The following is a 26,087-nucleotide window of genomic DNA, read 5'->3' on the forward strand; positions in this document are numbered from 1 at the left end:
CCCGCCTCGCGCAGCGCCGCGATCTGCTGGGGCAGGACGTTCGCCGTCATCGCGACGATGGGCACGCCGCGGGCGGGCGAGGGAAGCGTCCGGATCCGGCGCGTCGCGGTCAGGCCGTCCATGCCCGGCATCTGCACGTCCATCAGGACGAGATCGTAGCCCGTGCCGGCCGTGAATTCCGCCTCCACGGCGGCCACCGCCTCCGCGCCGTCCCCGGCCACCTCGACCGAGAATCCCTGCGCCTCGAGGACCGAGCGGGCCAGCTCCCGGTTGATGGGCACGTCCTCGACGAGGAGGATGCGCAGCGGCGCCGCCTCCCGGGCGGGCGCCGCGTGCGCGGCGTGCTGGGCCGTCTCGCCCGGGCCGCGTCGCTGCGCGGCAGCGTCAGGGTGAACCAGAAGGTGGAGCCCGCCCCCTCGCGGCTCTGGACGCCGATCTCGCCGCCCATCAGCGTCACGATGTGGCGGCAGATCACGAGGCCGAGGCCGGTGCCTCCGAAGCGGCGGCTGATCGAGCCGTCGACCTGGCTGAAGCGCTTGAACAGGCGGCCCTGATGCGCGGGCGCGATGCCGATGCCCGTATCCGTCACCTCGAAGCGCAGGCTCTCGCCCGCCGGCCCGCCGCCGCCGTGGCGCACCTTGAGGGCGACGGAGCCGGCGGGCGTGAACTTCACCGCGTTGTTGAGGAGGTTGAGCAGGACCTGCCGCAGGCGCTGCGGATCGCCGACGACGTAGTGCGGCAGGGCGAGATCGAAATGGGCCTCGATCCGGAGCCCGCTCTTGAGGGCGCCGCCCCGCACGATCGAGACCGTGCTGTCGATCAGGGGCAGGAGCGGGAAGGGCACGGGATCGAGGGTGAGTTGGCCGGCCTCGATCTTCGAGAAGTCGAGGATGTCGTTGACGACGGTGAGGAGCGCGGTCCCGGAATCCTGCACGAGTTCCAGGCGCCGCCGGCTCTCCGCGCTGAGATTCGGCTCGTCGAGCAGGAGGTCGGCGTAGCCGAGGATGCCGTTCAGCGGCGTGCGGATCTCGTGGCTCATCGCCGCGAGGAACTCGCTCTTGGCCGCGCTCGCCCGCTCGGCCTCCGCCGTGGCGGCGCGCAAAGCCGCCTCCGCGTTCCTGCGCTCGGTGATGTCGAGATGCAGCCCGACCATGCGGTAGGGCTGGTCGTGCGCGTCGAACAGGGTGCGGCCGCGGGCGTAGATCCAGCGCTCGCCGACCCGGTACTCGGTGGCGTAGGTGGTGCGGGTGTCGATGGCGCGGCGGATCGCATCCCAGGCTTGCGGCGCGTCGTCCGGGTGCAGCAGGGCGGTCCATTCGGCGGTGGTGAGCCCGCGCGCCCGCCCCAGATCGGGCAGCCCGTACATCCGCAGGCTCTCGGGCGACAGGACGCTGACGCCGGCGTGCATGTCCCAGTCCCAGGTGCCGGCATCGGCGGCCTCGAGGGCGATGTGCAGGAGATCCTGCGCCGCCTCCTCGGCAATCCGGGCGGTCACGATGTCGTCGATGTCGAGGGCGGTGCCGAGCCACTCGACCGCGGCCCCTTCCTCGCCCTGGTGGTGCACCGGCGTCATGGCGAGCTTGTGCCAGCGGTAGGCGCCGTCGTGCCGGCGCAGGCGCCACTGCCCGAGAACCCCTCCCCGTGGCGACGGCGCGGCGCCACGCGGCCTCCATGGCCGACGCGTCCTCCGGGTGGTTGCGGGCGATCCGGTCGGTGCGGGCCGTGCCGAGGGGGCCGTAATAGGCCTCGAAGCAGGGATTGGCGTAGGTCGCCTCCCCGTCCGCCGAGCGCATCGTCCAGACGAGGAGCGGCAGCGTGTCGGCGAGGCTGCGGTAGCGGGTGTCGCTCCGGCGCAGCTCGGCTTCCGCGCGGCGCCGCTCGGTGACGTCGATCAGGATGCCGAACAGGCTCTCGGTGGCGCCGGTGGCGTCCGCCCGGCAGGTGCCGCGCACGACCACGTTGCGGCAGGTCCCGTCCGGTCGCCGGATCCGCGCCTCGAACGCGAAATCCTCCCCCGCGCGATGGCGCCCTCCACCAGGGCGACGAGGCGAGCCCGCTCGTCCGGGTGATAGAGTTCGGCGAAGACCGAGAGATGGGGCGGCGCGCTGCCCGGGTCGCGGCCGGTGATGCGGTAGAGCCCCTCCGACCAGACGGGCTGGCCGTCGGGCAGATCGACCCGCCAATGGCCGATATTGGCGAGTTGCTCGGCCATGGTCAGGAGCCGGTTCGCGTTGGCCTGCACCTGCTCGCGCCGCGCGATCTCGCCGGCCTGCTCGGCGATCAGCGCCTCGTGGGCGAGGCGGGCCTCGACCTCCGCGCGGTGTCGGGCATTCGTCCCGTGCAGGCGCAGATGCGCCACGACGATCGCGGCGAGGTCGGCGAGCGCGGCGGCATCCGCGTCCGGGAAGTCCCGGGGCTCCGGATCGAGGATACAGAGAGCGCCGACCCGGATGCCCTCGGAGAGGATCAGGGGCGCGCCGGCGTAGAAGCGCAGGTTTCTCTCGCGGATCAGCCGGTTGTCGCGAAAGCGCGGATCGCCCTGCAGATCCGGGACGGCGAGGACCGCATCGGTCTGGATCGTGTGGTGGCAGACGCTCGTGGCGCGGGGCACCTCGCCCGGGACCAGATCGCATTCGGTCTTCAGCCACATCCGGTCGGCGTCGATGAGCGAGACGTAGGCCGCGCTGACCCCGAACAGGCGCTCGGCGGTGCGGCAGACGGCCTCGAAATGCGCCTCCGGGGGCGTGTCGAGGATCTGCAATTCGTGCAGGGCCGCGAGGCGCTCCGCCTCGCCGTGCAACCGCGTCTCCACCCTCACGCCCCGAATCACTCTGGTCTCCGAACGCGCATCCTGTGCCGGGACCTGCGGCGGAAATCAGCACACACGTGCGCGAGAAACGCGATCCGCGTGCCAGCGCAGGCGCGCCGCCTCCAGCGCCCAGACCATGCCGAGCATCATGTAGACGTGGCGCCACTTCTCGATGTCGATCTGGACGGCCTGGACGAAGAACATCAGGAGGGCCGGCCAGACGATCTGGGCATGGGCCCGGTGAGGCGAATCCAGCCGCATCAGCCGGAACCCCACGAAGCCCGTCGCGAGGACGAGGCCGATGAAGACGGTGCCGCCGAGCCAGCCGCCGTTGGCGAAGCTGCCGATGTAGGAATTGTGCGGCTCCAGCCCGAAGGTCAGGCGCCAGTGCATCGGCCCCATCCCCATCGGCATCGCGACGAGCATGTTCAGGCCGCGGAGCTGGTTGCCGAAGCGGCCGGTCTCGCCCTCGTCGTAGGACTGGGTCATGGCGGCGCGCGTCTCGAACATCTGCGCCACGTGGTCGACGGAGAGGAGCGCCAGGATCGCCACGATCCCGAGGAGCGCGGTGAGCAGCGTCAGGCCGACGATGCGGCGGCGCAGGCGCGGAGCGCCCGCGTAGACGGAGGCGACCATGACGCCGACCGCGACCGCGCTGCCGCCCCAGGAGCCGCGGAGAACGAGAGGAAGATGCCCGCCAGGACGACGAGCAGGGCCGCGAGCGCCACGACCGGGCGCCGCACGCTGCCCGTGAGCAGGCCGTGCATCAGGTAGAGGGCGCCGAGGGTGAGAAAGGAGCCGAACACGTTCGGGTCCTGGAAGGTGCCAGACGCCCGGCCGTACTTGTAGAACAGGTCCTCGATGCCGAGGAGGTCGAGGTAGCCGACGATGCCGAGCGAGGCCGAGAACACGCAGCTCGCGGTGTAGGCCTTCAGCGCCAGCTCCATGCGGGCCGTCGTCTCGTCCGCGAACAGCATCGCGAAGAACAGGCAGGTGGCGACGAGATAGGCGAGCTGGATCGTCCAGGTGAGGGGCACCGGCTCGTTGAGATAGGGGATCAGCGCGGCGGCGATGGCGACGAGATAGAGGAGGAGGAGGGACGCGAGCGGCAGCACGCCCCGGTGCAGGCGCAGGCCGAGGCAGGCCCAGAGCAGCATGGTCGGGATCGCCACCACGTCGTAGGGCGAGGTCTCCGAGAAGGCGAAGCAGGCGAAGAAGATGAAGGCTGCGAGCAGGGCGCCCGCGAGACCCCGCAGGGCGGCGAGGACAGGCACGCCCGCCCAGGCGCCGCGGGTGGAGAGGGCCCCGGCGCTCGGAGGGCCGGCGAGGATCGCGCCGGCGGCCGGCGGGGCGAGGGTGGACGCCATGGGGCACGCGACTCCGCGGGCCCGATACGCCGGCCCGGCTCAGGGGAGCTTGGCCGGAAAGGGTTGATATTCGGCTGACGGCCCTCCCCTCTCCGCGGGGAGGAGGGCGCGCCGCTCACGCCCTGCAGGCCAGGAACCCCTCCCGGATCGCCTCGGCGTCGAGGTTGCGGCCGATGAAGACGACACGTGAGACGCGGGCCTCGTCGGCCCCCCAATCGCCCTGGACGTCGCCGTCGAGGATCATGTGGACGCCCTGGAAGACGAAGCGCTTCGGCTCGTTCGGGAAGGCCACGATGCCCTTGCAGCGCAGGATGTCCGGCCCCTGCTCCTGGGTCAGGTTCGAGATCCAGGGCATGAACGTCTCGGGGTCGACCGGGCCGTCGACCTTCGCCGAGATCGATTGGATCTCGGAATCGTGGTGATGGTGGTGGCCCTCCTCTAGGAATTCGGGCTCCACGTCGAGGATGCGGCCAAGGTCGAAGGCGTTGCGCTCCAGAACGGCCTCGAGGGGCACCGCGCAATTCTGGGTGCGGTGGAGTTCGGCATAGGGGTTGATGGCGCGGATCTCGCCCTCGACCCGGTCGAGGTCGGCGGGCGCGACGAGGTCGGACTTGTTGAGCAGGATCACGTCCGCGAAGGCGATCTGGTTCTTGGCCTCGGGCGCGTCCTTCAGGCGGTCGGACAGCCATTTGGCGTCGGCCACCGTCACCACCGCATCGAGGCGGGCGGCGTCGCCCACGTCCTGGTCGACGAAGAAGGTCTGGGCGACGGGGGCCGGGTCGGCAAGCCCCGTGGTCTCGACGATGATCGCGTCGAACTTGCCGCGCCGCTTCACGAGCCCGTCCATGATGCGGATCAGGTCGCCCCGGACGGTGCAGCAGACGCAGCCGTTGTTCATCTCGAACACTTCCTCGTCGGCGCCCACCACGAGGTCGTTGTCGATGCCGATCTCGCCGAACTCGTTGACGATGACGGCGTAGCGCTTGCCGTGGTTCTCCGTGAGGATCCGGTTGAGGAGGGTCGTCTTGCCGGCGCCGAGATAGCCGGTGAGCACGGTCACGGGGATCTTGGCGCTGGCGGCGGACTCGGTCGCGACGTCGGACATGGCAGCTCTTCGGTGCAGGAGGCGCGCCCTGCGAACGCGCGGGTCGGGCTGGGCAGAGCTGTTATATTGTGTCAGCCGGTCCGGATGGAAGGCGTGCCGGGCCGGGCCGCACCGCAGGGAGCCTGCCCGTGATCAGCAGACGCGACGCCGCCGCCGCTCTCCTCGCCGCCGGGGGCCTGCTCGTCCCGCGGCCGGGCTGGAGCCTCGCCGGGCCCGAGCCCGCCGCGCCCCGGACGGAGCGCCCGTGCGCGTCGCGATCCTGCTGTTTCCCGGCATGACCGCCCTCGACGTGATCGGCCCGCAGGCGCTGCTCGCCGGCCTCGCCCCCGGCAGCCTCCACCTCGTCGCCGCGTCCGCCGGGCCGGTCGCCAGCGACACCGGCGTCAGCCTCCTGGCCACGACCGGCTTCTCCGGCTGCCCCGAGGATCTCGACGTGCTGCTGGTGCCGGGCGGCGACGGCACCCCGGCCCAGATGCGGGACGCCGCGACCCTGGACTTCCTGCGGGCGCGGGCGGCCCGCGCCCGCTGGGTCGCCAGCGTGTGCACGGGCTCGCTGATCCTCGGCGCGGCCGGCCTGCTGCGGGGCTACCGGGCCACCTCGCATTGGTGCGTGCGCGACCGGGTGCTGCCGCTGCTCGGCGCCGTGCCGGCGGCGGAGCGCGTGGTGTTCGACCGCGACCGCGTGACCGCCGCGGGCGTCTCGGCCGGGCTCGACCTCGCCCTCGCCCTCGCGGCGCGCCTGCGGGGGGAGGATTACGCGCGCACGAGCCAGCTCGTGGCCGAATACGCGCCCGCCCCCGCCTTCCGGTCCGGCACGCCCGAGGCGGCGGGCCCGGCCGTGACGCGGGCGGCGACGGCGATCCTCGCCACCCTCGCGGCGGAGTCCGAGGCCGCCGCGCGGGCGGTCGCGGGCCCCTGAGGCGGGGCCGCCGCTCACCCTCCGGAGAGGAGCGCGTCGCGCTCCGCGTTCAGGTGGACGACGAGGCGCTCCGCGAGGGTCCCGGGCGGCCGTCCCGCCGGCCGGACCAGCAGCGTCTCGATCGGCAGGCGCGGCGCGAACGCGCGCAGCACGATCGGCAGGGATCCGAGTTCGCGGGCCGGCACCGGATCGACGATGGCGAGGCCGAGCCCCTCCGCCACGAGCCCGCAGCGCGCGGCCGTGTACTGGGCGGTCAGGGCGAAGCGGGGCTCGATCCCGGCCCGCGCGAACCGCTCCTCGACCGCCTCCTGAAACACGCCTGGTGTGCCTCCGATCAGCGGCTCGCCCGCGAGATCCTGCACCGTGATCGTGCGTTTGGCCGCCAAAGGGTGCCGCCGCGGCAGCGCGCAGACCGCATCGACCGTGAGAAAGGGCTCGGCCGTCACGCTCGCGTAGCCGGAGCGCGGCCGCACGAGGCCGAGGTCGCACTGCCCCGAGGCGGCCCACGACCAGATCGTGTCGGGACTCGGCACGTGGACGGCGATGCGGACGCCCGGCCTCTCGGCGCCGAGGCGCCGGACGGCGCGCGGCAGCAGGCGGGCGGCGAGCGAGGGCTGGCAGGCGACCCGCAGCGGCCCGGTGCCGAGCTCGCGGATCTGACGGGCCGCGTGGCGGAGGTGATCGAGCCCGGCATAGGTCTGCTCGACCTCGCGCGCGAAGGCCTCCCCCTCCCGCGTCGGCACGGCGCTGCCGTGGCCGCGCACGAACAGGCGGAAGCCGAGATCCGCCTCGAGCTGCGCGATCGCGCGGCTGACATGGGGCTGGCCGATGCCGAGCGCGGCGGCGGCCCGCGTCATGCCGCCGTGGCGCAGCACGGCGCGGAACAGGTCGAGATGGGCCGGGCTCAGCATGCCGGATCTGCATGGAGATCGAACGATGCGGCATTTGACGGCATGGGCCGGCGATGCTTGTCAAGGCGCGCTGGACCGGCGCGTGCCGGGCGCCGCGGCGAACGCAACCCGACAGGGAACCCGATGCTCCCCACCCTGCTCTCCCTCGCCCTCGCAATCCTCGCAGGCGTCAGCATCGTCGTGCAGCAGGTGCTGAACGCGAACCTCCGGACGGCCCTGAACTCGGCCGCATGGTCGGGCTTCACGAGCTACCTCGTCGGGGTCGCCTGCATGGCGCTGCTGGCGCTCGCCCTGCGTGACCCTCTCCCCTCCGCGAGCGTGGCGGCGCGCATCCCCTGGTGGGCCTGGAGCGGCGGCCTGTTCGGCGCGATCTTCATCGGCCTCGCCATCCTTCTCGTGCCGCAGCTCGGGGCCGCGACGTTCATCGCGCTCCTCGTCACCGGGCAGATGCTCGCCTCGGTCACCGTCGATCATTTCGGCTGGCTCGGCCTCGCGCAGCGCGCGCTCGATCCGCCGCGGCTCCTCGGCGTCGCCCTCCTGATCGGCGGGGTGATCCTGATCCGGCGCTGAAGCCTGGCCTGGCGCCCAAGGCGGCTGTGGCAAGGCGGCTGTGGCAAGGCGGCTGTGGATTGCGTCGGATGCTGCTCGCCGGAGGGTTCGCCCGGAGCGCGAGCAGGAACGTATTCGGCTATGCACCCTTGAAACGGCAGGAGCGGCCCGTTCGGCCGACAGGAGAGGGAGAGGGATGAGCGCCATTCTGGAGTTCGAGCGGCAGCAGCGGGACGCTAAGCTGGCGGAGGTGCGGCGCCTCGCCGCGCATGCTCCGGAGGGGCCGGGCGGCATGGCGCACGAGGCCGTCGCGCATGTGGCGCGCCTGCGCGCCTACATCGCGCAGGGTCGGGTGCGGGCGCTGGAGGCCGGCTCCCACCCGCACAAGCCGTGCGGCGAGCCCCGCTACCCGGGCAGCAACTGACGCGGCTGAAGACCCCGATCGCCCGCGGCGCTCGATCAGACGGAAACCTCGCGGGGATGCCCTCGCCCCGTTCCGGGCGCACGACGGCGCCCGGAACGGGAGGTGGCGGATGGACCTTTGCCTAGTCGGCCGGCGCCAGATCGTCGGCGGACCACGTCTCAAGGGCGTCGCCGACGTGCACGTCGTAGGCTTCCCCGAGATTCCAGACGCCGACGACCGCGCCGACGCGTCCGTCAGGCAGGCGAACCCGGTCGAGGCGCGCGAAAGGTGAGATTTCCATGGTGGCATCCTCCGTTCGAACCCAACGGCGACGCAGGTCCCTTTGATCCCATCGCCGCGAGCGCGGTGCGGCTGCCGACGGGGCTCTCAGTCGTGCGCGGGCTCGACCGTGACGTCGTCGGGCTCCTGCGATTGATCGTCGTCGAGCGCTGGCGGGCGCGCGTGCTCGACGGGCGGAAACATGCCCTGGAGGCCCTGCGCGACGCCGTGCAACACGGCGTCGAAGGCCGAGCCGAGCGAGGGCGGATGAGGGTCACTCTTGATCATGATCTCGCAGGTGTCGGGCCACAGGAGCCTCGTCATGACGGACAGGGGGAGCAGGAGGCTGCTCTTAACCCAGGCTAATCGCGCAGATCGAAAATGGTTCACGCTGACGTGAAGGCGCGGCGGGAATTTCTCGCGGCGCGTCTCGTGTCGCGTGCGCGGCGGCAAGCTGGATTGTCCGGCCGATGAACGGCCGCCGGAACCTGGCGTCCAGGATCCTTCCGCCGGGGATCGCGGCGAGCGCCTCCGCGCATCTCGCGAGCCCGCACCGGCCGCGACCCTGAAGCGTCGCGATTGCCGGGGCGGGTCACGCACCGATCACGTGCAGCCGGATCTCGCGCCGATGCGGGCGGTCGCGATGCTCGATCAGGTAGATCCCCTGCCACGTGCCGAGGACGAGCCGGCCGTCCCGGACGGGGATCGTCAGCGCCGCATCCGTCAGCATCGTGCGGATATGGGCCGGCATGTCGTCCGGCCCCTCGGCGCCGTGAACGTAGCCGGCGTGGCGCGGGGCGAGCCCGTCGAGGGCCGTCATCAGGTCGGCCTGGACGTCCGGGTCCGCGTTCTCCTGGATCGTCAGCGAGGCCGAGGTGTGGCGGCAGAACACTGCCATGACTCCCTCTGTCACGCCGCTGCGGGAGAGGAAATCGGCCACCGCCCCGGTGAAGTCCGTGAAGCCCTGGCCCGGCGTCGCGATGGTGAGCGCCGCGCCCGCCTGCCTCCGGACCTCTCCGGCCGAGAAATCCGCGAGTCCTCCGATGCGGCCCTGCCTCATGTCTCCTCCCCGATGAGCGTGGCGCCCGGCGCGATCTCGCGCTCGCCGCGCGCCAGGATCCGCTCCAGAAGCTCGATCCGGTCGGCCTCGGCGGCCGGCTTGTCCCAGCGGATGCGGCTGACGCGGGGAAACCGCATGGCCACTCCGGATTTGTGCCGCGTCGAGCGCTGCACCCCCTCGAAGGCGATCTCGAGCACGAGGCCCCGGTCGGGGCCGTACTCGACCTCCCGGACCGGGCCGAAGCGCTTCGTCGTGTGGTTGCGGACGTAGCGGTCGAGCTTGCCGAGCTCCACGTCGGTGAAGCCGTGATAGGCCTTACCCACCGGCACCAGCTCCTGGCCGCCCTCCGGCCGCTCCCGCCAGACGCCGAACGTGTAGTCCGAGTAGAAGGACGAGCGCTTCCCGTGGCCGCGCTGGGCGTACATCATCACCGCGTCGACGAGGTGGGGCTCGCGCTTCCACTTCCACCAGGGCCCCTTCGGCCGGCCGGGGAGGTAGGCGCTGTTGCGGCGCTTGAGCATCACGCCCTCGATGGCGTCGGCATCCTCGCCCGCCCCCACCGAGGCCGGGTCGGCGCGAGCGGCGGCGAGGTCCTCCCAGGTGGCGAAGGGAACGAGGGGCGAGATGTCGATGCGGGCGTGGTCGAGGCGGGCCACGAAGGCTTCGAGCCGGGCGCGGCGCTCGGCGAAAGGCAGCGGGCGCAGGTCCTCGCCCTCCGCCGCGAGCAGGTCGTAGGCCCGCACATGCGCCGGGAACTCCTCGAGGAGCTTGCCCGTCACCGCCTTGCGGTTGAGGCGCTGCTGCAGGACGTTGAAGCTCTGCACCCGGCCCCCGCGCAGGATCAGCAGCTCGCCGTCGAGGGCGCCCGTGAAGGTGATCGCCTCGGTGAGGTCGGGGAAGGCGCCGGAGATGTCCTCCCCCGTGCGGGAATAGATGCGGGTGACCTGGACGCCCGCCCGGTCGCGCCCGCCGACGAGCTGGACGCGGATGCCGTCCCACTTCCACTCGCCCGAGAAGCCCTCCGGCTCCAGCTTTTCGAAATCGCTCTCCTCCTCGATCGGATGCGAGAGCATGGGCGGCCGGAACGGGGCCGGGTTCAGGGTCTCGGGCCGCTCCCCCCGCCCCTCGACCCAGGCGAACAGCGTCTCGTAGGGCGGCTCCAGCCCGTGCCAGACCTCCTCGACGGCGTCGGCCTCGTGCCCGCCGAGCGCCCCGATGGCCGTCTTGGCGAGCCGCGCCGAGACGCCGACGCGCAGGTTGCCCGTCACGAGCTTGAGGAGGGCCCAGCGCCCGGTCTCGTCGAGGGCGTCGAGCCAGGTGGCGAGGTGGCGCGGCAGATCGACCTTGCGGGTCGCGGCCAGCGTCTCGACCACCTCGGCGAGGGTCGGCACGTGGGGAGGCGGATTGTTGTGGCCGGGGCCGGGCTCGCCGCGGCCCCCCTCTCCCGTTCGGGAGCGGGCCGGGGTGAGGGGTGCGGCGTCTCCGGATACGGCGCATCCCTCACCCGGTCCGCGTCCCGCGAAACCGACCTCTCCCGGACGGGAGAGGTGGCCTGCGGCCGATCCGGCCGCATCTGCCGGCCCCGGCCAGATCAGCGAGGCCGTCTCGGCGAGGTCGCCCACGTAATTGTGCGAGAGGCGGAACAGGGTCGGATCGACGCGCTCCTCCACGAGGCCGCGGATGAGGGCGGGCTTCGCCTCGCGGAAGGTGAGTCCTCCGGTCATGGCGGCGAGCGCGTAGCCGCGCTCCGGGTCGGGCGTGTTCGCGAAGTAATCCTGCAGGAGGCGCAGCTTGGCGTTGCGGCGCGGCTCGTAGGCGAGGCGGTCGAGGAGGTGGGCGAAGTCGTTCACGCGGCCGTCTCCGCGGACTCTGGCGCCGCCTCGGTCTCGTCGTCGCCGTAGCCGAGCAGGTGCAGGGGCTTCGCCCGGATGCCCTGAAGCCCGCACCAGTGGACGAGGGCGTCCTCCTGCCCGTGGGTGACCCAGACCTCCTCGGCCCCGGTCTCGAGGATCGTGCGGCAGAGGTCCGGCCAGTCCGAATGGTCCGAGATGACGAGGGGCAGCTCGACGCCCTTCTGGCGGGCGCGGGCCCGCACCCGCATCCAGCCCGAGGCGAAGGAGGTGACCGGATCCGGGAACTTGCGCGACCAGAGGTCCTGGATCGCCGAGGGCGGGCAGAGCACGATGGCACCGTGGAGCTGAGCCCGCTCGGCCGCCACCACCTTCGGGGTCTCGCCGAGCGCGATGCCCTCGCGCTTGTAGAGCTCGGTCAGCTTCTCCATGGCGCCGTGCAGGTAGATCGGCCGGTCGTAGCCCGCCTCCCGCAGGAGGGCCATGACGCGCTGCGCCTTGCCCAGTGCGTAGGCGCCGACGATGTGGGCGCGCTCCGGGAACAGGGCGACCGACGCGAGGAGCTTGGCAACCTCCTCGCCCGTGTCCGGCATCCGGAAGACGGGCAGGCCAAACGTCGCCTCCGTGATGAAGACGTCGCAGGGGACGGGCTCGAAGGGCAGGCAGGTCGGGTCGCGCGCCCGCTTGTAATCGCCCGAGACGACGACCCGCACGCCCGCGGCCTCGATCGCGATCTGCGCCGAGCCGAGGACGTGGCCGGCGGGCGCGAAGCGCACGGTGACGGCGCCGACGCGGATCGCCTCGCCGAGGCGCGCCTCCTGCCGGGTGCCGCAGAAATCCTCGCCGTAGCGCACGGCCATGATGCGCAGGGTCTCCGGCGTCGCCAGCACGCTGCCGTGGCCGGAGCGGGCGTGGTCGGCGTGGCCGTGGGTGATGAGCGCCCGCGGCACCGGCCAGGTCGGATCGACGTGGAAGCGGCCGAGGGGGCAGTAGAGCCCTTCGCGGGTGAGGGTGAGGAGATCGCTGGCGCGTAACGGCATGGGCCCGGCTATATAGGGCGCCGGATCCGCCACGCTCACCACGCATGCCGCCTCAGACCTCCTCCGGCGACCTCCTCGCCGACCGCCGCTACGCCTACGCCGAAGCCTGCCTCGCGGAGGGCGACGCCGCGGGCGCCGCCGAGATGGCCGAGCAGGCCCTCGACCTCGCCCCCCGCTACGCGCCGGCCTGGCTGCTGCTCGGCCGGGCGCGGGAGGCGCTGCACCGGGGCGGCGGGGCGGAACGCGACCTTCAGGGCGCGCTGCGGGCCTACGCCGCCGCCCTCGACCTCGACCCGGAGGACCGGCTCGGCAGCCGGCTGCACCTCGCCCAGCTCGGGCACGGCGACCGGCTCGCCGCGATCTCCCCGGCCTACGTGCGCGCCCTGTTCGACGGATACGCCGCGCGCTTCGAGCGCCACCTCGTCGGCGATCTCGGCTATCGCGGCCCCGAGATGCTGCGGGACGCCCTCGACCGGGTCGCCGGGCCGGGGCGGCACTTCGCCCGCGTGCTCGATCTCGGCTGCGGGACGGGGCTGATGGGCGCGGCGCTCGCGGGCCGCTTCGACCACCTCGCCGGCGTCGACCTCTCGCCCGGGATGCTGGCGCGGGCCGAGCGGCGCGGCCTCTATCACCGCCTCGTCGCGGGGGACCTGACCGATTGCCTCGCGGAGGCGGGCCCGGGATCGATCGACCTCGTCGTCGCGGCCGACGTCTTCATCTATCTCGGTGACCTCGGGCCGATCCTCGCATCGACCGCGCACGCCCTCGCCGCGGCGGGGCTCGCCGCCTTCACGGTCCAGTCGCATCCGGGCGCGGGCGTCGTGATCGGCGAGGACGGGCGCTACGCCCACGCGGATTCGGCCCTGCTCGCCGCCGCCGCGGCCGCGGGCCTCGCGCCCCTCCTCGTCACCGAGGCCGAGATCCGCTGCCAGAACGGGCGGGGCGTGCCGGGCCGCATCGTCGTGCTCGGGCGCCGGGACACGGTTGCGTGAGGCTTTCCGGATTTCGCTGCGCCGCCGCAACCTCGCGGAGCCTCGCCGGTTAAGCGGCTTAGCCGTTTCCGGAGGCCTCCCGCCGAGGGCGGTCGGCGCGCGAGGACATCGATGGCAGACAAGCCCGTGGACAAGTCGTTTCCCGCGAGCGCGAAGACGCGGGTTCCGCTCGCCCTCGCGCTGGCCGGCCTTGCGGGCTGCGCGGACTCGATCGGCTTCCTCGAGTACTCGCAGCTGTTCATGTCGTTCATGTCGGGCAACACGACCCGGTTCGGCGTATCGGTCTCGACCTTCGACTGGGAGAACACCGCCCGCGTCTGCACCACGATCCTGATCTTCTGCTTCGGCGCCTTCCTCGGCACCCTGATCGCGGCCTGGGTCGGGCCCTGGCGGCTGCCGGTGCTGCTCTCGATCGAGGCGGCGCTCCTGGCGATCGGCCTCGTCAGCCCCTGGGGCACCTTCTCCTTCCCGCTGCACGCCTACCCGATCGTGATGGCCCTGGGACTTCAGAACGCGACCCTGCAGGACGCCAACGGCAACAGCATCGCCCTGACCTACGTCACCGGCGCGGTCGTCCGGTTCGGCACGGGGCTCGCGAACCTCATCCTGCACAAGCCGAACCCGTCCTTCTGGATCCAGGCCCCGCTCTGGGGAGCGCTGAGCACCGGCGCCGTGATTGGGGGCGCCCTCCAGATCCGCTACGGCGAGAGCGCCTTCCTGTTCCCGGCGGCGCTCGCGGCCCTGCTCGCCGTGATCGCGATCATCGTGGCGCTGGCCAGGCCCGGCAGTCACCTGATCGCCGGCAATTCCCCGGCGCCCGACGCGGCGCCGAGCGCCGAGCCGCTCCACGTCGTCACGCGGGCCTGATCCTTCACTCCTCCGGGCCGCTCCGGCGCAGGCTCTTCACGGCGCCGCGGCGCGCCTTCGATTCGAGGCGGCGCTTCTTCGAGGCGAGCGTGGGCCGCGTCGCCCGGCGCGGCGTCGGCGGGACGGCGGCCTCCGCCACCATCGCGGCGAGGCGCTCGCGGGCGTCGGCCCGGTTGCGCTCCTGCGTGCGGAAGCGCTGCGCCGCGATGACGAGCACGCCCTCGGCCGTGAGCCGCCGCCCGGCCATCCGCATCAGGCGCACCGCCACCGCGTCGGGCAGCGAGGCCGAGCGGCGCACGTCGAAGCGCAATTGCACCGCGGTCGAGAGCTTGTTGACGTTCTGGCCGCCGGGCCCGGAGGCGCGCACGAAGCTCTCCTCCAGCTCCGCCTCGTCGATGGCGATGTGGGGGTGCATTGCAGGGCCACGATCACCATCTCCCGGACATGCGAATCCCGTCCGGTCAGGCCGCTTCGCCGGGCGTGCGCGCCCGCACTGCCAGCGCGTGCAGGCCGCGCTTGAATGCGCCATCCAGCAATCCGTTGACGAGCCGGTGGCGCTCGACCCGGCTCTTCCCCTCGAAGGCCGCCGAGACAACGTCGAGGCGGAAATGCGTCTCGCCCGATTCGCGCCAGCCCGCGTGGCCGGCGTGAAGGTGGGATTCGTCGACCACGTCGAGATGCGTCGGCGCGAGTTCCGCGGCGAGCGTTTCCGCGATCCAGTTCTTCAACGTGCCGCCCTCGGGCATCCGTCTCTCCCGCTTCGGAGGTGACTCGGTTTCCCGGACGGCGCGTCAAGCCCCGATGATCGCATGCGTCATCAGGCCCGCCGCCCTTGTGTCTCCGGTCCGCCCCCTCATAATCGCCCTGTCATGGATCTCAACTCGCGCCTGTTCGACAGCATCCGCATCAAGCCGTCCTGCGACGAGCCGAAGACGGCCGAGCAGGCGCAGGCCTGCGAGACGCCGGGCTGCACCCATCCGGGCCTGTACCGGGCGCCCAAGGGCCGCAAGGCCGAGGGCCAGTACTGGCGCTTCTGCATCGACCACGTGCGGGCCTACAACGCCGCCTACAATTACTTCGACGGGATGAACGACGCCGCCGTCCAGGCCTACCAGAAGGACGCGATCATCGGGCATCGCCCGACCTGGGCGATGGGCGCGAACGGGGCGGCGGAGGGGACCAAGCGCAAGGGCGAGCCGCAGCGGGACTGGGCCTATGTCGATCCGCTGGGCATCCTGCGGGCGGAGGGCGTCGGCGAGACCGCGCGGCGGGCCAAGGCGGAGCCGCAGCGCCCGCGCCACTCGGGCGCCGTGCGCAAGGCCCTCGACGTGCTCGGCCTCGACGAGGCTGCGGACGCGGCCGCCATCAAGGCTCAGTACAAGGTGCTGGTGAAGCGCTTCCACCCGGACGCCAACGGCGGCGACCGCTCCTTCGAGGAGCGCCTGCGCGACATCATCCGGGCGCACGACACCTTGCGGGCGGCGGGGCTCTGCTGAGCCGTCCGGCACGAAGGATGCACGCACCGAACCGATCCTGAGCCCTGCCCTGCGTGCGGGGGAGGCGCCAAACGGCCCGCGACACCCTATATGCGGGGCTCGCAAGCCTAGTGGCGCCGTGCGGCGCCGATGATTAAGGAAGGCCGGAGGCCCGTCTGCCGCGAGAGTCCGGCGGGCCCGAGCCGTGAGACATCCGCGAGGTTCCGCGCTTCACCCGCCGGCGCCCGCCCCGACGAGGTCCCGTATGCTTTCTGACGACACGCCCGCCTCGCTGCCCGACCGGACCGTTTCCGTGCGCGAGGTCTTCGGCATCGACATCGACCTCAAGGTGCCGGCCTTCTCCGAGATGGACGAGCACGTGCCCGATCTCGACGCGGATTACATCTTCGACCGCGAGACCACGCTGGCGATCCTGGCGGGCTTCGCCCGCAACCGCCGCGTGATGATCACGGGCTACCACGGCACCGGCAAGTCGACCCATATCGAGCAGGTCGCGGCCCGGCTGAACTGGCCCTGCGTCCGGATCAACCTCGACAGCCACGTCTCGCGCATCGATCTCGTCGGCAAGGACGCGATCGTCCTGCAGGACGGCAAGCAGGTCACCGCCTTCCAGGACGGCATCCTGCCCTGGGCGCTGCAGAACAACGTCGCCCTCGTCTTCGACGAGTACGATGCGGGCCGCCCCGACGTGATGTTCGTGATCCAGCGCGTGCTGGAACTGTCGGGACGCCTGACGCTCCTCGACCAGAAGCGGGTGATCCGCCCCCACCCGGCCTTCCGCCTGTTCGCGACCGCCAACACGGTCGGCCTCGGCGACACGTCCGGCCTCTATCACGGCACGCAGCAGATCAACCAGGGCCAGATGGACCGCTGGTCGATCGTCACGACCCTGAACTACCTGCCCCACGACCGCGAGGTGGACATCGTCCTCTCCAAGGCGGTCCACTACAAGGGCGAGCAGGGCCGCGACACGGTCAACCGCATGGTGCGCGTGGCGGACCTCACCCGCAACGCCTTCATGAACGGCGACCTCTCGACCGTGATGAGCCCCCGCACGGTGATCACCTGGGCGGAGAACGCCGACATCTTCCGCGACATCGGCTTCGCCTTCCGGGTCACCTTCCTCAACAAGTGCGACGAGCTGGAGCGGCCACTCGTCGCCGAGTTCTACCAGCGGGCCTTCGGCAAGGAGCTGCCGGAGAGCGCCGTCAACGTCGCGCTGAGCTGAGGCCGCATGGAGGACGCGATGGCGCACCCGGTCCCGACGCGCGAGGACGCCCCGGCGACTCCGCTTGCCGAGGGTCGGACGCGCTACGGGGACGACCACTACACCTGGGTCCAAGAACAGGTGGCCCTGCTCCGCTCCGGGCGGGTGGAGGCGCTCGACCTCGACAACATCGCCGAGGAGCTGAGCGACGTGGGCTTGAGCGAGTATTACCGGCTCCAGAGTGCCGTCGAGATCCTCCTCCTTCACATGCTGAAATGGGATCACCAGCCCGAGCGGCGCAGTCGGAGCTGGGCCCTCAGCAGCGCCGAGCATCGCGAGCGCGCGCTCATCCATTTGCGAAAGAGTCCCGGCCTCAAATCGAGCCTCGACGAGGTGCGGCGCGACGCCTTCCGCCTCGCCCGCCTCGGCGCCGCCCGGCAGATGAGGCGCCCGCCGGCCGCCCTGCCGGCGGATTGTCCCTATGCCTGGGACGACATCCTGAACCGCCCCTTCGCGTTCGAGGCCGATCGCTAGCCGCATGTCCATCTCGAACCGCAAGCCCGGCGAGCGCCGCGAGCCCGTCGCCGAACCCCTGAAGCGCTCCGTCGCCGGGTGCCTGCGCGCCATCGCGCGGCGCTCCGAGGTCGAGGTGACCTACGCCACCGACCGGCCGGCGCTGACCGGCGACAAGGCGCGCCTGCCCGAGCCGCCCCGCAAGCTCTCGGCCGGGGACGTCGCGGTCCTGCGCGGCAACGCGGACGCGATGGCGCTGCGGCTCGGCTGCCACGATTCCGCCGTCCACCGCCGCCTGGCACCCGAGAACGCCGCGGCGCGCGCCGTCTACGACGCCGTGGAGCAGGCCCGCGTCGAGGCGATCGGCTCGCGCCGGATGGCGGGCGTGGCCAGCAACATCACGGCGATGCTGGAGGACCGCTATCACCGCGGCGGCAAGTACGAGCAGATCACCGACCGGGCCGACGCGCCGATGGAGGACGCCGTCGCCCTGATGGTGCGCGAGCGCCTGACCGGACAGGCGCCCCCGCCCGCCGCCCGCAAGATCGTCGAGCTCTGGCGCCCGCACATCGAGGACAAGGCCGGCAAGGACCTCGACGGCCTGCTCGGCTCGCTGGAGAACCAGCGCGCCTTCGCCCGCTCCGTGCGCGACCTGCTCTCCTCCCTCGACATGGCGGACGAGACGCCCTTCGACCCGGAGGACGAGGAGAACGAGGACGAGAACGAGGCCCAGGACGACGAGCAGAGCCCGCAGGAGGGCGAGGCCGAGGAGCAGAGCCAGGGCGACCGCGCCGAGGTCGAGTCGACGGAGGAAGCCTCCGACGACATCGAGGAGGGCGCGACCGAATCCGCCGACGCGCCGTCCGGCGAGTTGCCGGAGGATTCGCAGGACGCCGAGTCGGAGGAGGCCTCCGAATCCTGGCGGCCGCCGAGCCAGAAGGCCAACGAGCCGCGCGGGCCGGACTACAAGGTGTTCAACCCGCGCTTCGACGAGATCATCCATGCGGAGGATCTCTGCGACGCGGACGAGCTCGCGCGCCTGCGCACCTATCTCGACAAGCAGCTCGCCCATCTCCAGGGCGTCGTCGGGCGCCTCGCCAACCGTCTGCAGCGGCGGCTGCTCGCCAAGCAGAACCGCGCCTGGGACTTCGACCTGGAGGAGGGCCAGCTCGACCCGGCCCGCCTCGTGCGCGTCGTGATCGACCCGTTCCAGCCCCTCTCCTTCAAGCAGGAGAAGGACACGAACTTCCGCGATACGGTCGTGACCCTGCTCCTCGACAATTCCGGCTCGATGCGCGGGCGACCGATCACGGTCGCGGCGACCTGCGCCGACATCCTGGCGCGGACGCTGGAGCGCTGCGGCGTGAAGGTCGAGATCCTCGGCTTCACCACCCGCGCCTGGAAGGGCGGCCAGTCGCGCGAGGCGTGGCTCGCGGCCGGCAAGCCCGCCTCGCCGGGACGCCTCAACGACCTGCGCCACATCGTCTACAAGTCGGCCGACGCCCCCTGGCGCCGGGCCCGCAAGAACCTCGGGCTGATGATGCGCGAGGGTCTGCTCAAGGAGAACATCGACGGCGAGGCGCTGGACTGGGCGCACAAGCGCCTGCTCGGCCGGCCCGAGCAGCGCAAGATCCTGATGGTCATCTCGGACGGCGCCCCGGTCGACGATTCGACGCTCTCGGTCAATGCCGGCAACTATCTCGAGCGACACCTGCGCTGGATGATCGAGGACATCGAGACCCGCTCGCCCGTGGAACTCCTCGCCATCGGCATCGGCCACGACGTCACGCGCTATTACCGGCGCGCCGTCACCATCATCGACGCGGAGGAACTCGGCGGCGCCATGACGGAGAAGCTCGCTGAGCTGTTCGAGGAGGACGGCGCGCCGCCCGTGCGCGCGCCGATCCGGGCTGCGGGCGGTCGCCGCTAGGGTTCGGCGAGGCCGAGCCCGGCCTCGAGCCGGGCGAGGGCCCGCACGAACACGGCCGGGTCGTCGACCGCCCGGGCCATGACGAGGGCGCCCTGGATCGCCGAGACGACGTGCTCGGCCTCCTCCGCCGCGCTCCCCTCAGCGCGGCCCGCCCGGCGCAGCGCATCCGCCAGGGCGTCGCGCCAGGCCGCGAAGTAGGTGGCGATGCGGGCGGCGAAGCGGTCGCGCACGTCGCCCAGCGCGAAGGCGCCGACGAGGCAGACTCGCCGGCCCGAGCGGAAATAGGCGTCCGTCTCCCGGAACATCCGGCGGATCGCGGCCGCCGGATCCGGATCCTCCCGCAGGGGCGCGAAGACCGCGCGCGCGAACCAGCCGTCAATCTCCGCGAGCACGGACGCTGCCATCTCCTCCTTACCTCCGGGGAAGAAATGGTAAAGGCTGCCCTTCCCGAGGCCGGTGCGGGCGCCGATCAGCGACAGGCTCGCGCCCTCGTAACCGAACTCGCGGAAGATCTCGGCCAGCGCGGCGACGGCGTCGGCGCGCTCGTTGACGGTGCGGGTCACGCGTCCACCCGGGGTCAGAGGCCGAGGTCGGTCAGGCCCGGATGGTCGGCCGGGCGCGGGCCGGACCGGTCCCAGTGGAACTTGCGCTCGGAATCGCGGATGGCGAGGTCGTTGATGCTGGCGTGGCGCACCCGCATCAGGCCGTTCCCGTCGAACTCCCAGTTCTCGTTGCCGTAGGCTCGGAACCAGTCTCCCGCCGCATCGTGGAACTCGTAGGCGAAGCGCACCGCGATCCGGTCGCCGCTATGGGCCCAGATCTCCTTGATCAGCCGGTACTCGTGCTCGCGCTCCCACTTGCGCGTCAGGAACTCGACGATCGCGGAACGCCCCTGGAAGATCTCCGAGCGGTTCCGCCAGCGGCTGTCGATCGTGTAGGCGAGGGAGACCTTCTCGGGGTTGCGCCCGTTCCAGCCGTCCTCGGCGGCACGGACCTTCTGGATGGCGCTGTCCTGCGTGAAGGGCGGCAGCGGGGGGCGCGTCTCGGACATGGTGGCCTCGTCCAAAGTTGACCGATCGGATCGGTGTGTACCGATCGGTAAAGTGGCGAGGCCGCGCTGTCAATGTCGATCGGCTGGCGGTGCCGACTTCGTGCGGGTGCGGGCGGGCGGTCGTCGGTCCGAGCGCAGGTCCCCTCCAGTTCCAAGAGGGACAGGGTGAGGGGTTCAGGTTTCTCCGGAGAGGTCGCATCCCTCACCCGGTGCGCTCACGCACCCGACCTCTCCCGAACGGGAGAGGTGGTCCGGCAAGCGTCGGAACGGCAGAAGGCCGCCGCACGGGTTCGCGTGCGGCGGCCTTCTGAGAAATCGGAGATCGTGCTGCCGGCCTCGGGCCGGTGCGGGGTCAGGCGGCGGCCTGGGTCTCGGTCTCGGCGAGCTTCTTCTGGATCTCGCGCTTCAGAAGGCGGGCCGTCTGCGACAGCTCGATCTCGCGGGCCTTCACGAGGAACCCGTCGAGGCCGCCGCGGTGCTCGACCGAGCGCAGGGCGTGCGCCGTGACGCGCAGGCGGACGCGGCGGTTGAGGGCGTCCGAGGTGAGGGTGACGTTGCACAGGTTCGGCAGGAACCGGCACTTGGTCTTGCGGTTCGAGTGGCTCACGAGGTGACCGACCTGCACGGCCTTGCCCGTGAGTTCGCAGCGGCGCGACATAGCAAACAATCCCGTATCGTTCCGTGGGCGGTCAGAACTCGGACCGTGACAGCCGGCGCGGCACTCGCCGCGGGCCTCGCCCAAGCGTGATTCCAGGTCCAGCGGAGTCCTGTTGAAGGCGCGAGCCTATAGGCGATCGGGCCGCGCGCCGTCAAGGCGAAAGCCGCGCCCCGTGTGCCCTTCCCGGCACTGGCGGTCGCCGAACGCTCTGTTAACCATGCGGGAGGGATAACGCTTCCGTCGTGCCGAGGGTCAAGCCCGCGCCGGCCCGAGCGTTGGGGATTCTGAGTCCGGACCATGTTCGCCACGCCCTCCATTCCGTCGATGCCGGCCCGCCGCCGCGCTGCGGCCGCCCTCTGCCTCCTCGCCGCCGCGGGCCTCGCGCCCGCCGAGGCGCGCCCGCGCGCGCCGAAATCCGCCCCCGCCACCGTCACCGTCGATTACGGCGTCAACCTCGCCGGCCTCCCGATCGGCACCGCGCATCTCTCCGGCGCCATCGAGGGCCAGCGCTACCGCATGGACGTGTCGGCGACGTTGACCGGCCTCGTCGGCGCCATCACCGGCGGCATGGGCTCGGCCCGCTCCAGCGGGCTCCTCAGCGCCGGCCCGCAGCCGAACGCCTTCGCGATCGCCACCCGCACGTCGAATTCCGGTATCGCGGTGCGCATGGCGCTCTCGCGCGGCAACGTCACCCAGTCCGAGGTGACGCCCCCCCTCGTCGACATGGGCGACCGGGTACCCGTCACCGCGGCCAACAGGCGCGGCGTGATGGACCCGGCGAGCGCCCTGCTGATGCCGGCCCGCGCGCAGGGAGACCTCACCGACCCCGAGAATTGCAACCGCACACTGCCGGTCTTCGACGGCGCAACCCGCTTCAACGTGGTGCTGAGCTACGCTGAGACCCGCGCGGTCGAGAAGCCGGGCTATTCTGGCCCCGTCCTCGTCTGCAACGCCCGCTACCAGGCGATCGCGGGCCACCGGCCGGACCGGCCGGGGGTGCGCTTCATGGAGGAGAACCGCGACATGTCGGTCTGGCTCGCCCCCGTCGAGGGGACGCGGGTCCTGCTGCCGATGCGGATCTCGGTGCGCACCACGGTCGGCACCAACATCATCGAGGCGACGCGCTGGACGCGCTCCGCCACCGCCGCGGTGCCGGCCGAGACGGCCGCCGTCGCGAGCCTCGGCGCACAGCCGTAGGGCCCTCGGCCATGCGCGTCGCCCTCGGCCTGCTGGCGGCGCTGCTGGCGCTGCCCGCCTCGGCCGCGCCGCACGAGGCGGGCCATTCCTGCGGCGGCAACGCCTATTCCTCCGCACAGGTGACCGAGGGGCGGCCCCCGCGCCGCGGCCCGCTCACGGCGACGCCCGACACGCTCTGCGCCGACCTGCAGGGCCCGCGCCCGTCCGTGAACGTCGAGATCTACGGCGTCCCGGGCCTCTCGGGGAACGGCCAGACGGGGACCGAGGGGAGTGGCGGATCGCAGGGCACGGCCCCATATGAAGGTCTGCCTCCGCGCGGGGCGCGCCCGCCCGCCCTCCGCCACCGGGGCTACTGAGCGGGCATCCCGCACATCCTTCCCGACGCCCACGGCGCACCACCGGCCGACCCGCCGCAGGACCGCCCCGCCCTGATGAATCGCCGCTCCCTTCCTCCGCAGGCCCGCGCGCGCGGCGTCACGGCGGTGCTCGGGCCGACCAACACCGGCAAGACCCATCTGGCGATCGAGCGGATGCTCGCGCACCCGACCGGCATGATCGGCCTGCCGCTGCGGCTCCTCGCCCGCGAGGTCTACCTGCGGGTCGTCGCCCGCGTCGGCCCCGAGAAGGTCGCCCTCGTCACCGGCGAGGAGAAGATCAAGCCGGACCGGCCGCGCTACTGGATCTCCACCATCGAGGCGATGCCGCGCGATCTCGACGTCGCCTTCGTGGCCATCGACGAGATCCAGCTCGCCGCCGACATGGACCGCGGCCACGTCTTCACCGACCGCCTGCTCTACCAGCGCGGGCGCGAGGAGACGCTGCTGATCGGCTCCGCGACCATCCAGCCGCTGGTGGAGGCGCTGGTTCCGGGCGTGCGCACGACGACCCGCCCGCGCCTCTCGCAGCTCAGCTTCGCGGGGGAGAAGAAGCTCTCGCGCCTGCCGCGCCGCACCGCCATCGTCGCCTTCTCGGCCGAGGAGGTCTACGCCATCGCCGAGCTGATCCGGCGCCAGCGCGGCGGCGCGGCGGTGGTGCTCGGCGCGCTCTCGCCCCGGACGCGCAACGCGCAGGTCGAGCTCTACCAGTCGGGCGACGTCGATTACCTCGTGGCCACCGACGCGGTCGGCATGGGGCTCAACCTCGACGTCGACCACGTGGCCTTCGCCGCCAACTGGAAATACGACGGCACCCGCTTCCGCAGGCTCACGCCCGCCGAGATGGGGCAGATCGCGGGACGGGCCGGGCGCCACCTCTCGGACGGCACCTTCGGCTCGACGGGTCGATGCCCCCCTTCGACGCGGAGATGATCGAGGCGATCGAGACCCACAGCTTCGAGCCGGTGCGGATGCTGCAATGGCGCAACCCCGATCTCGGCTTCCACAGCCTCGACACCCTGCGCGAGGCCCTCGACGAGCACCCGCGCGAGAACGGGCTCACCCGCGCGCCGATGGGCGAGGACCAGCAGGCGCTCGAGATCCTGATGCGCGAGGACGACATCCGCGACATGGCGACCGGCGCGAAATCCGTGCAGCGCCTCTGGGACGTCTGCGGCGTGCCCGATTACCGCAAGGTCCACCCGCAGACGCACGCGGACCTCGTGGCGCAGCTCTACAGGTTCCTGATGCGGGGCATGGCGGGGCGCATCCCCAACGATTGGTTCGCCCGCCACGTCGCCATGATCGACCGGACGGACGGGGACATCGACGCCCTGTCCCAGCGGATCGCCCAGGGGCGGACCTGGACCTTCGTGGCCAACAGACCCGACTGGCTCGTCGACCCGGAACATTGGCAGGGCGAGACGCGTCGGGTAGAGGACAGGCTGTCCGACGCCCTGCACGAGCGCCTCGCGAGCCGCTTCGTCGACAGGCGCACCAGCGTCCTGATGCGGCGCCTGAGAGAGAATACGATGTTGGAAGCCCAGATTTCCCCCGGCGGGGACGTGACCGTCGAGGGACAGCATGTCGGCCATCTTCACGGCTTCCAGTTCGTGCCGGACCCGGGCGCCGAGGGACACGAGGCCAAGACCCTGCGCAGCGCCGCCGAGAAGGCCCTCGGCGGCGAGATCGAGGCGCGCGCCGAGCGCTTCGCGGCCGCGGCCGATTCCTCTCTCGTCCTCAGCCACGAGGGCGTGATCCGCTGGACCGGCGATCCGGTGGCGAAGCTCGTGCCGGGCGACAAGCTGTTCGAGCCGCGCCTGCGCCTGATCGCCGACGAGCAGCTCACGGGCTCCGCCCGCGACAAGGTCGAGGCGCGCCTCAACGCGTGGCTGAAGGCGCACGTGGTGCGCCTCCTCGGGCCGCTCCTGGAGATCGAGACCGCCGCCGACCTGACGGGGCTTGCCAAGGGCATCGGCTACCAAGTGGTCGAGTCGCTCGGCGTCCTGGAGCGCGCGAAGGTGACGCACGAGATGCGCAGCCTCGACCAGGATGGCCGCGCGACGCTCCGCCGCCACGGCGTACGCTTCGGCGCCTACCACATCTTCCTGCCGGCCCTCCTGAAGCCCGCCCCGCGGACCCTCGCGGCGCAGCTTTGGGCCCTGCGCAACGGCGGCCTCGAGCAGCCCGGCCTCGACGAGATCGCGCATCTGGCCGGCTCCGGCCGCACCTCGATCAAGGTGAACGCCGAGATCGCCAAGGGCCTCTACCGGGCGGCGGGCTTCCGCGTCTGCGGCGAGCGCGCCGTGCGCGTCGACATCCTGGAGCGGCTCGCCGACCTGATCCGCCCCGCCATCGCCTACCGCCCCGGCACGACGCCGGGCGAGCCGCCGGCCGGCACCGCGGACGGGGACGGCTTCGTCGGCACCGTCGGCATGACCTCCCTCGTCGGCTGCTCGGGCGAGGATTTCGCCTCCATCCTGAAGTCGCTCGGCTACGTCGCCGAGACCCGGCCGGGCCCGGCGATCACCGTGCCGCTCCTGCCGGCCGCCTCGACCGAGCCGGTTCGCCCGGTCGCGGCGCAGTCGGCCGAGGCGACGTCCGAGGCGCCGGGCGCCGAGACGCTCGCCGCGGCCGCGGCGGAGAGCGAGGCGGCCGAGAGTATCGACGCGGCCGAGGGTCCGGCCTCCGAGGCCGAGGCCGCAGCGAATGCGCCCGCGGAGGGCACGCCCGAGACGGCGGACGCCGCGCCCGCGGAACCCGAGCCGGCCGCGACGGACGGCGAAGCGGAGCCCGCGGCCGCGACGGCGGGCCCCGACGTCGCCGAGACCACCGACGTCGTCGAGACCACCGAGATCGTCGAGGTTGCCGAGTCCGCGGTGCCCGAGGAGGCGGCAGACGCGGCCCCCGTCGAAGCGGCCGGGACCGGGGAGCCCGCCTCCGAGGAGACGGCGAGCGCAGGGCCCGCTCCGGCCGAGACCGCGCCTGAGCCCGAACTGGCTGCCGAAATTCCCGCCGAGGCGTCCGCCGAGCCCGCTCCCGCCGCCGAGGCGGCCGAGCCCGCGACGATCGAGGTGTGGCACCTGCACCGTCACCAGCGGCCCGCCCACCAGCGCCAGAACCGGCCGCGCGGACAACAGGGGCGCGGGCGCGAGGCCGGCCAGGGCGCCGGCCAGGGCGCCGGACGGACCGACGGCGAGGGCCGTCGGGACGGCGGCCGCGGACCGGATCGCCAGCGCGCGCAGGGGGCCGAAGGCCGCAACCGGCCGCAAGGCGATCGCGAGGGTCGCCGCGGCGGCGATGGCGGCGGACGCCGCGACCGTTTCGAGGGCGGCCGCGGCCGGCCCGAGCGTCGCGACGAAGGCCGGCATGCCGGGCCGCGCGAGGACCAGCGGCCGCCGCGCCGCGAGCGGGCACCCGATCCGGATTCGCCCTTCGCCAAGCTCGCCGCCCTGAAGGCGCAGCTCGAATCCGGCGACAGCGGGAAGCGCTGAACGCGGGGAGGATGCG

Annotated in this window: 24 protein-coding genes and 4 pseudogenes; 12 read left to right on the plus strand and 16 right to left on the minus strand. The window is 72.3% G+C overall.

The annotated features are described in order from the left end of the window. Positions 1-5: 5 nt before the first annotated feature. The 5 genes and pseudogenes from DK389_RS34075 to DK389_RS08995 all read right to left on the minus strand — a co-directional run. A pseudogene (locus tag DK389_RS34075) lies at positions 6-239 on the minus strand (response regulator); the annotation flags it as partial. Further along, positions 143-1,573 (minus strand): PAS domain-containing hybrid sensor histidine kinase/response regulator, encoded by a 1,431-nt coding sequence (locus tag DK389_RS34080; RefSeq protein ID WP_335645535.1) that lies wholly within the window; start codon positions 1,571-1,573, stop codon positions 143-145. The pseudogene DK389_RS34075 and the gene DK389_RS34080, both read right to left, overlap by 97 nt. A 318-nt stretch (positions 1,574-1,891) precedes the next feature. Continuing rightward, the gene (locus tag DK389_RS34085; protein WP_236960754.1) at positions 1,892-2,818 is read right to left on the minus strand and encodes a GAF domain-containing protein; all 927 of its coding nucleotides are present in this window, start codon (positions 2,816-2,818) and stop codon (positions 1,892-1,894) included. A gap of 57 nt (positions 2,819-2,875) precedes the next feature. Further along, positions 2,876-4,176, minus strand: a pseudogene (locus DK389_RS08990) (O-antigen ligase family protein). Between the two features lie 115 nt (positions 4,177-4,291). Then, on the minus strand, positions 4,292-5,281 hold the full coding sequence (locus DK389_RS08995) for a CobW family GTP-binding protein (RefSeq protein WP_109888956.1): 990 nt from the start codon (positions 5,279-5,281) through the stop codon (positions 4,292-4,294). A gap of 274 nt (positions 5,282-5,555) precedes the next feature. On the opposite strand from DK389_RS08995, the gene DK389_RS09000 reads away from it, so the two are divergent. Next, on the plus strand, positions 5,556-6,200 hold the full coding sequence (locus DK389_RS09000) for a DJ-1/PfpI family protein (RefSeq protein ID WP_418292049.1): 645 nt from the start codon (positions 5,556-5,558) through the stop codon (positions 6,198-6,200). A gap of 14 nt (positions 6,201-6,214) precedes the next feature. On the opposite strand, the gene DK389_RS09005 is transcribed toward DK389_RS09000, so the two are convergent. Beyond that, positions 6,215-7,111 (minus strand): LysR family transcriptional regulator, encoded by an 897-nt coding sequence (locus DK389_RS09005; RefSeq protein ID WP_109888958.1) that lies wholly within the window; start codon positions 7,109-7,111, stop codon positions 6,215-6,217. Positions 7,112-7,234: 123 nt separating this feature from the next. On the opposite strand from DK389_RS09005, the gene DK389_RS09010 reads away from it, so the two are divergent. Next, positions 7,235-7,681: a DMT family transporter gene (locus DK389_RS09010; protein ID WP_109888959.1), complete on the plus strand. Its 447-nt coding sequence runs from the start codon at positions 7,235-7,237 to the stop codon at positions 7,679-7,681. A 175-nt stretch (positions 7,682-7,856) separates the two neighbouring features. Continuing rightward, positions 7,857-8,084 (plus strand): hypothetical protein, encoded by a 228-nt coding sequence (locus tag DK389_RS09015; RefSeq protein ID WP_109888961.1) that lies wholly within the window; start codon positions 7,857-7,859, stop codon positions 8,082-8,084. Between the two features lie 121 nt (positions 8,085-8,205). On the opposite strand, the gene DK389_RS32240 is transcribed toward DK389_RS09015, so the two are convergent. From DK389_RS32240 to DK389_RS09035, 5 genes are all read right to left on the minus strand, one after another. Continuing rightward, positions 8,206-8,364, minus strand: a complete 159-nt coding sequence (locus DK389_RS32240; protein WP_162560582.1) for a hypothetical protein — start codon at positions 8,362-8,364, stop codon at positions 8,206-8,208. 86 nt (positions 8,365-8,450) lie between these two features. Continuing rightward, complete coding sequence (locus DK389_RS09020) at positions 8,451-8,630, minus strand: hypothetical protein (protein WP_162560583.1); 180 nt, start codon at positions 8,628-8,630, stop codon at positions 8,451-8,453. Positions 8,631-8,934: 304 nt separating this feature from the next. Continuing rightward, on the minus strand, positions 8,935-9,402 hold the full coding sequence (locus tag DK389_RS09025; protein ID WP_109888965.1) for a secondary thiamine-phosphate synthase enzyme YjbQ: 468 nt from the start codon (positions 9,400-9,402) through the stop codon (positions 8,935-8,937). Beyond that, on the minus strand, positions 9,399-11,252 hold the full coding sequence (locus DK389_RS09030) for a cisplatin damage response ATP-dependent DNA ligase (RefSeq protein ID WP_109888967.1): 1,854 nt from the start codon (positions 11,250-11,252) through the stop codon (positions 9,399-9,401). Before DK389_RS09030 ends, DK389_RS09025 begins: the two co-directional genes overlap by 4 nt. Further along, entirely contained in the window at positions 11,249-12,292 is a 1,044-nt protein-coding gene (locus DK389_RS09035) for a ligase-associated DNA damage response exonuclease (protein WP_109888969.1), read from the minus strand. The genes DK389_RS09030 and DK389_RS09035 overlap by 4 nt, the downstream gene beginning before the upstream one ends. Before the next feature lie 44 nt (positions 12,293-12,336). Here DK389_RS09035 and DK389_RS09040 point away from each other — a divergent pair, with 44 nt between their 5' ends. Both DK389_RS09040 and DK389_RS09045 read left to right on the plus strand, forming a co-directional pair. Next, positions 12,337-13,284 (plus strand): class I SAM-dependent DNA methyltransferase, encoded by a 948-nt coding sequence (locus DK389_RS09040; RefSeq protein ID WP_109888971.1) that lies wholly within the window; start codon positions 12,337-12,339, stop codon positions 13,282-13,284. 111 nt (positions 13,285-13,395) lie between these two features. Further along, a complete protein-coding gene (locus tag DK389_RS09045) occupies positions 13,396-14,151 on the plus strand; it encodes a YoaK family protein (protein ID WP_109888973.1) in 756 nt (251 codons plus the stop codon). 4 nt (positions 14,152-14,155) lie between these two features. Here DK389_RS09045 and arfB read toward each other — a convergent pair. Both arfB and DK389_RS09055 read right to left on the minus strand, forming a co-directional pair. After that, positions 14,156-14,577: pseudogene (gene arfB, locus DK389_RS09050) on the minus strand (alternative ribosome rescue aminoacyl-tRNA hydrolase ArfB). A gap of 35 nt (positions 14,578-14,612) precedes the next feature. Continuing rightward, on the minus strand, positions 14,613-14,897 hold the full coding sequence (locus DK389_RS09055; RefSeq protein WP_109888977.1) for a BolA family protein: 285 nt from the start codon (positions 14,895-14,897) through the stop codon (positions 14,613-14,615). Between the two features lie 123 nt (positions 14,898-15,020). Between DK389_RS09055 and DK389_RS09060 the strand changes: the two genes are divergently transcribed. The 4 genes from DK389_RS09060 (at position 15,021) to cobT (ending at position 19,297) form a co-directional block, all read left to right on the plus strand. Further along, complete coding sequence (locus tag DK389_RS09060; protein WP_109888979.1) at positions 15,021-15,647, plus strand: DnaJ domain-containing protein; 627 nt, start codon at positions 15,021-15,023, stop codon at positions 15,645-15,647. A gap of 244 nt (positions 15,648-15,891) precedes the next feature. Further along, entirely contained in the window at positions 15,892-16,875 is a 984-nt protein-coding gene (gene cobS / locus DK389_RS09065; protein WP_109888981.1) for a cobaltochelatase subunit CobS, read from the plus strand. 18 nt (positions 16,876-16,893) lie between these two features. Beyond that, entirely contained in the window at positions 16,894-17,388 is a 495-nt protein-coding gene (locus DK389_RS09070) for a DUF29 domain-containing protein (protein ID WP_109896185.1), read from the plus strand. A 4-nt stretch (positions 17,389-17,392) separates the two neighbouring features. Then, positions 17,393-19,297, plus strand: coding sequence for a cobaltochelatase subunit CobT (gene cobT / locus DK389_RS09075; RefSeq protein ID WP_109888983.1), 1,905 nt, complete (start codon positions 17,393-17,395; stop codon positions 19,295-19,297). On the opposite strand, the gene DK389_RS09080 is transcribed toward cobT, so the two are convergent. The 3 genes from DK389_RS09080 to rpmB form a co-directional block, all read right to left on the minus strand. Next, positions 19,294-19,860 carry a TetR/AcrR family transcriptional regulator gene (locus DK389_RS09080; RefSeq protein WP_109888985.1) on the minus strand — a complete coding sequence of 189 codons (567 nt, stop codon included), beginning with the start codon at positions 19,858-19,860 and terminating at the stop codon, positions 19,294-19,296. The two genes, cobT and DK389_RS09080, sit on opposite strands and share 4 nt — an antisense overlap. A 14-nt stretch (positions 19,861-19,874) precedes the next feature. Then, complete coding sequence (locus DK389_RS09085; RefSeq protein WP_109896187.1) at positions 19,875-20,348, minus strand: nuclear transport factor 2 family protein; 474 nt, start codon at positions 20,346-20,348, stop codon at positions 19,875-19,877. A 352-nt stretch (positions 20,349-20,700) separates the two neighbouring features. Beyond that, entirely contained in the window at positions 20,701-21,006 is a 306-nt protein-coding gene (gene rpmB, locus DK389_RS09090; protein ID WP_109888987.1) for a 50S ribosomal protein L28, read from the minus strand. A gap of 324 nt (positions 21,007-21,330) precedes the next feature. On the opposite strand from rpmB, the gene DK389_RS09095 reads away from it, so the two are divergent. The 3 genes and pseudogenes from DK389_RS09095 (at position 21,331) to DK389_RS09105 (ending at position 26,071) form a co-directional block, all read left to right on the plus strand. Next, entirely contained in the window at positions 21,331-22,203 is an 873-nt protein-coding gene (locus DK389_RS09095) for a DUF3108 domain-containing protein (RefSeq protein ID WP_109896189.1), read from the plus strand. An 11-nt stretch (positions 22,204-22,214) separates the two neighbouring features. Further along, the gene (locus DK389_RS09100; protein WP_109888989.1) at positions 22,215-22,559 is read left to right on the plus strand and encodes a hypothetical protein; all 345 of its coding nucleotides are present in this window, start codon (positions 22,215-22,217) and stop codon (positions 22,557-22,559) included. A gap of 75 nt (positions 22,560-22,634) precedes the next feature. Then, positions 22,635-26,071, plus strand: a pseudogene (locus DK389_RS09105) (helicase-related protein). The last annotated feature ends 16 nt before the right edge of the window (positions 26,072-26,087 follow it).

It is taken from the genome of Methylobacterium durans, from assembly GCF_003173715.1.
GTDB lineage: Bacteria > Pseudomonadota > Alphaproteobacteria > Rhizobiales > Beijerinckiaceae > Methylobacterium > Methylobacterium durans.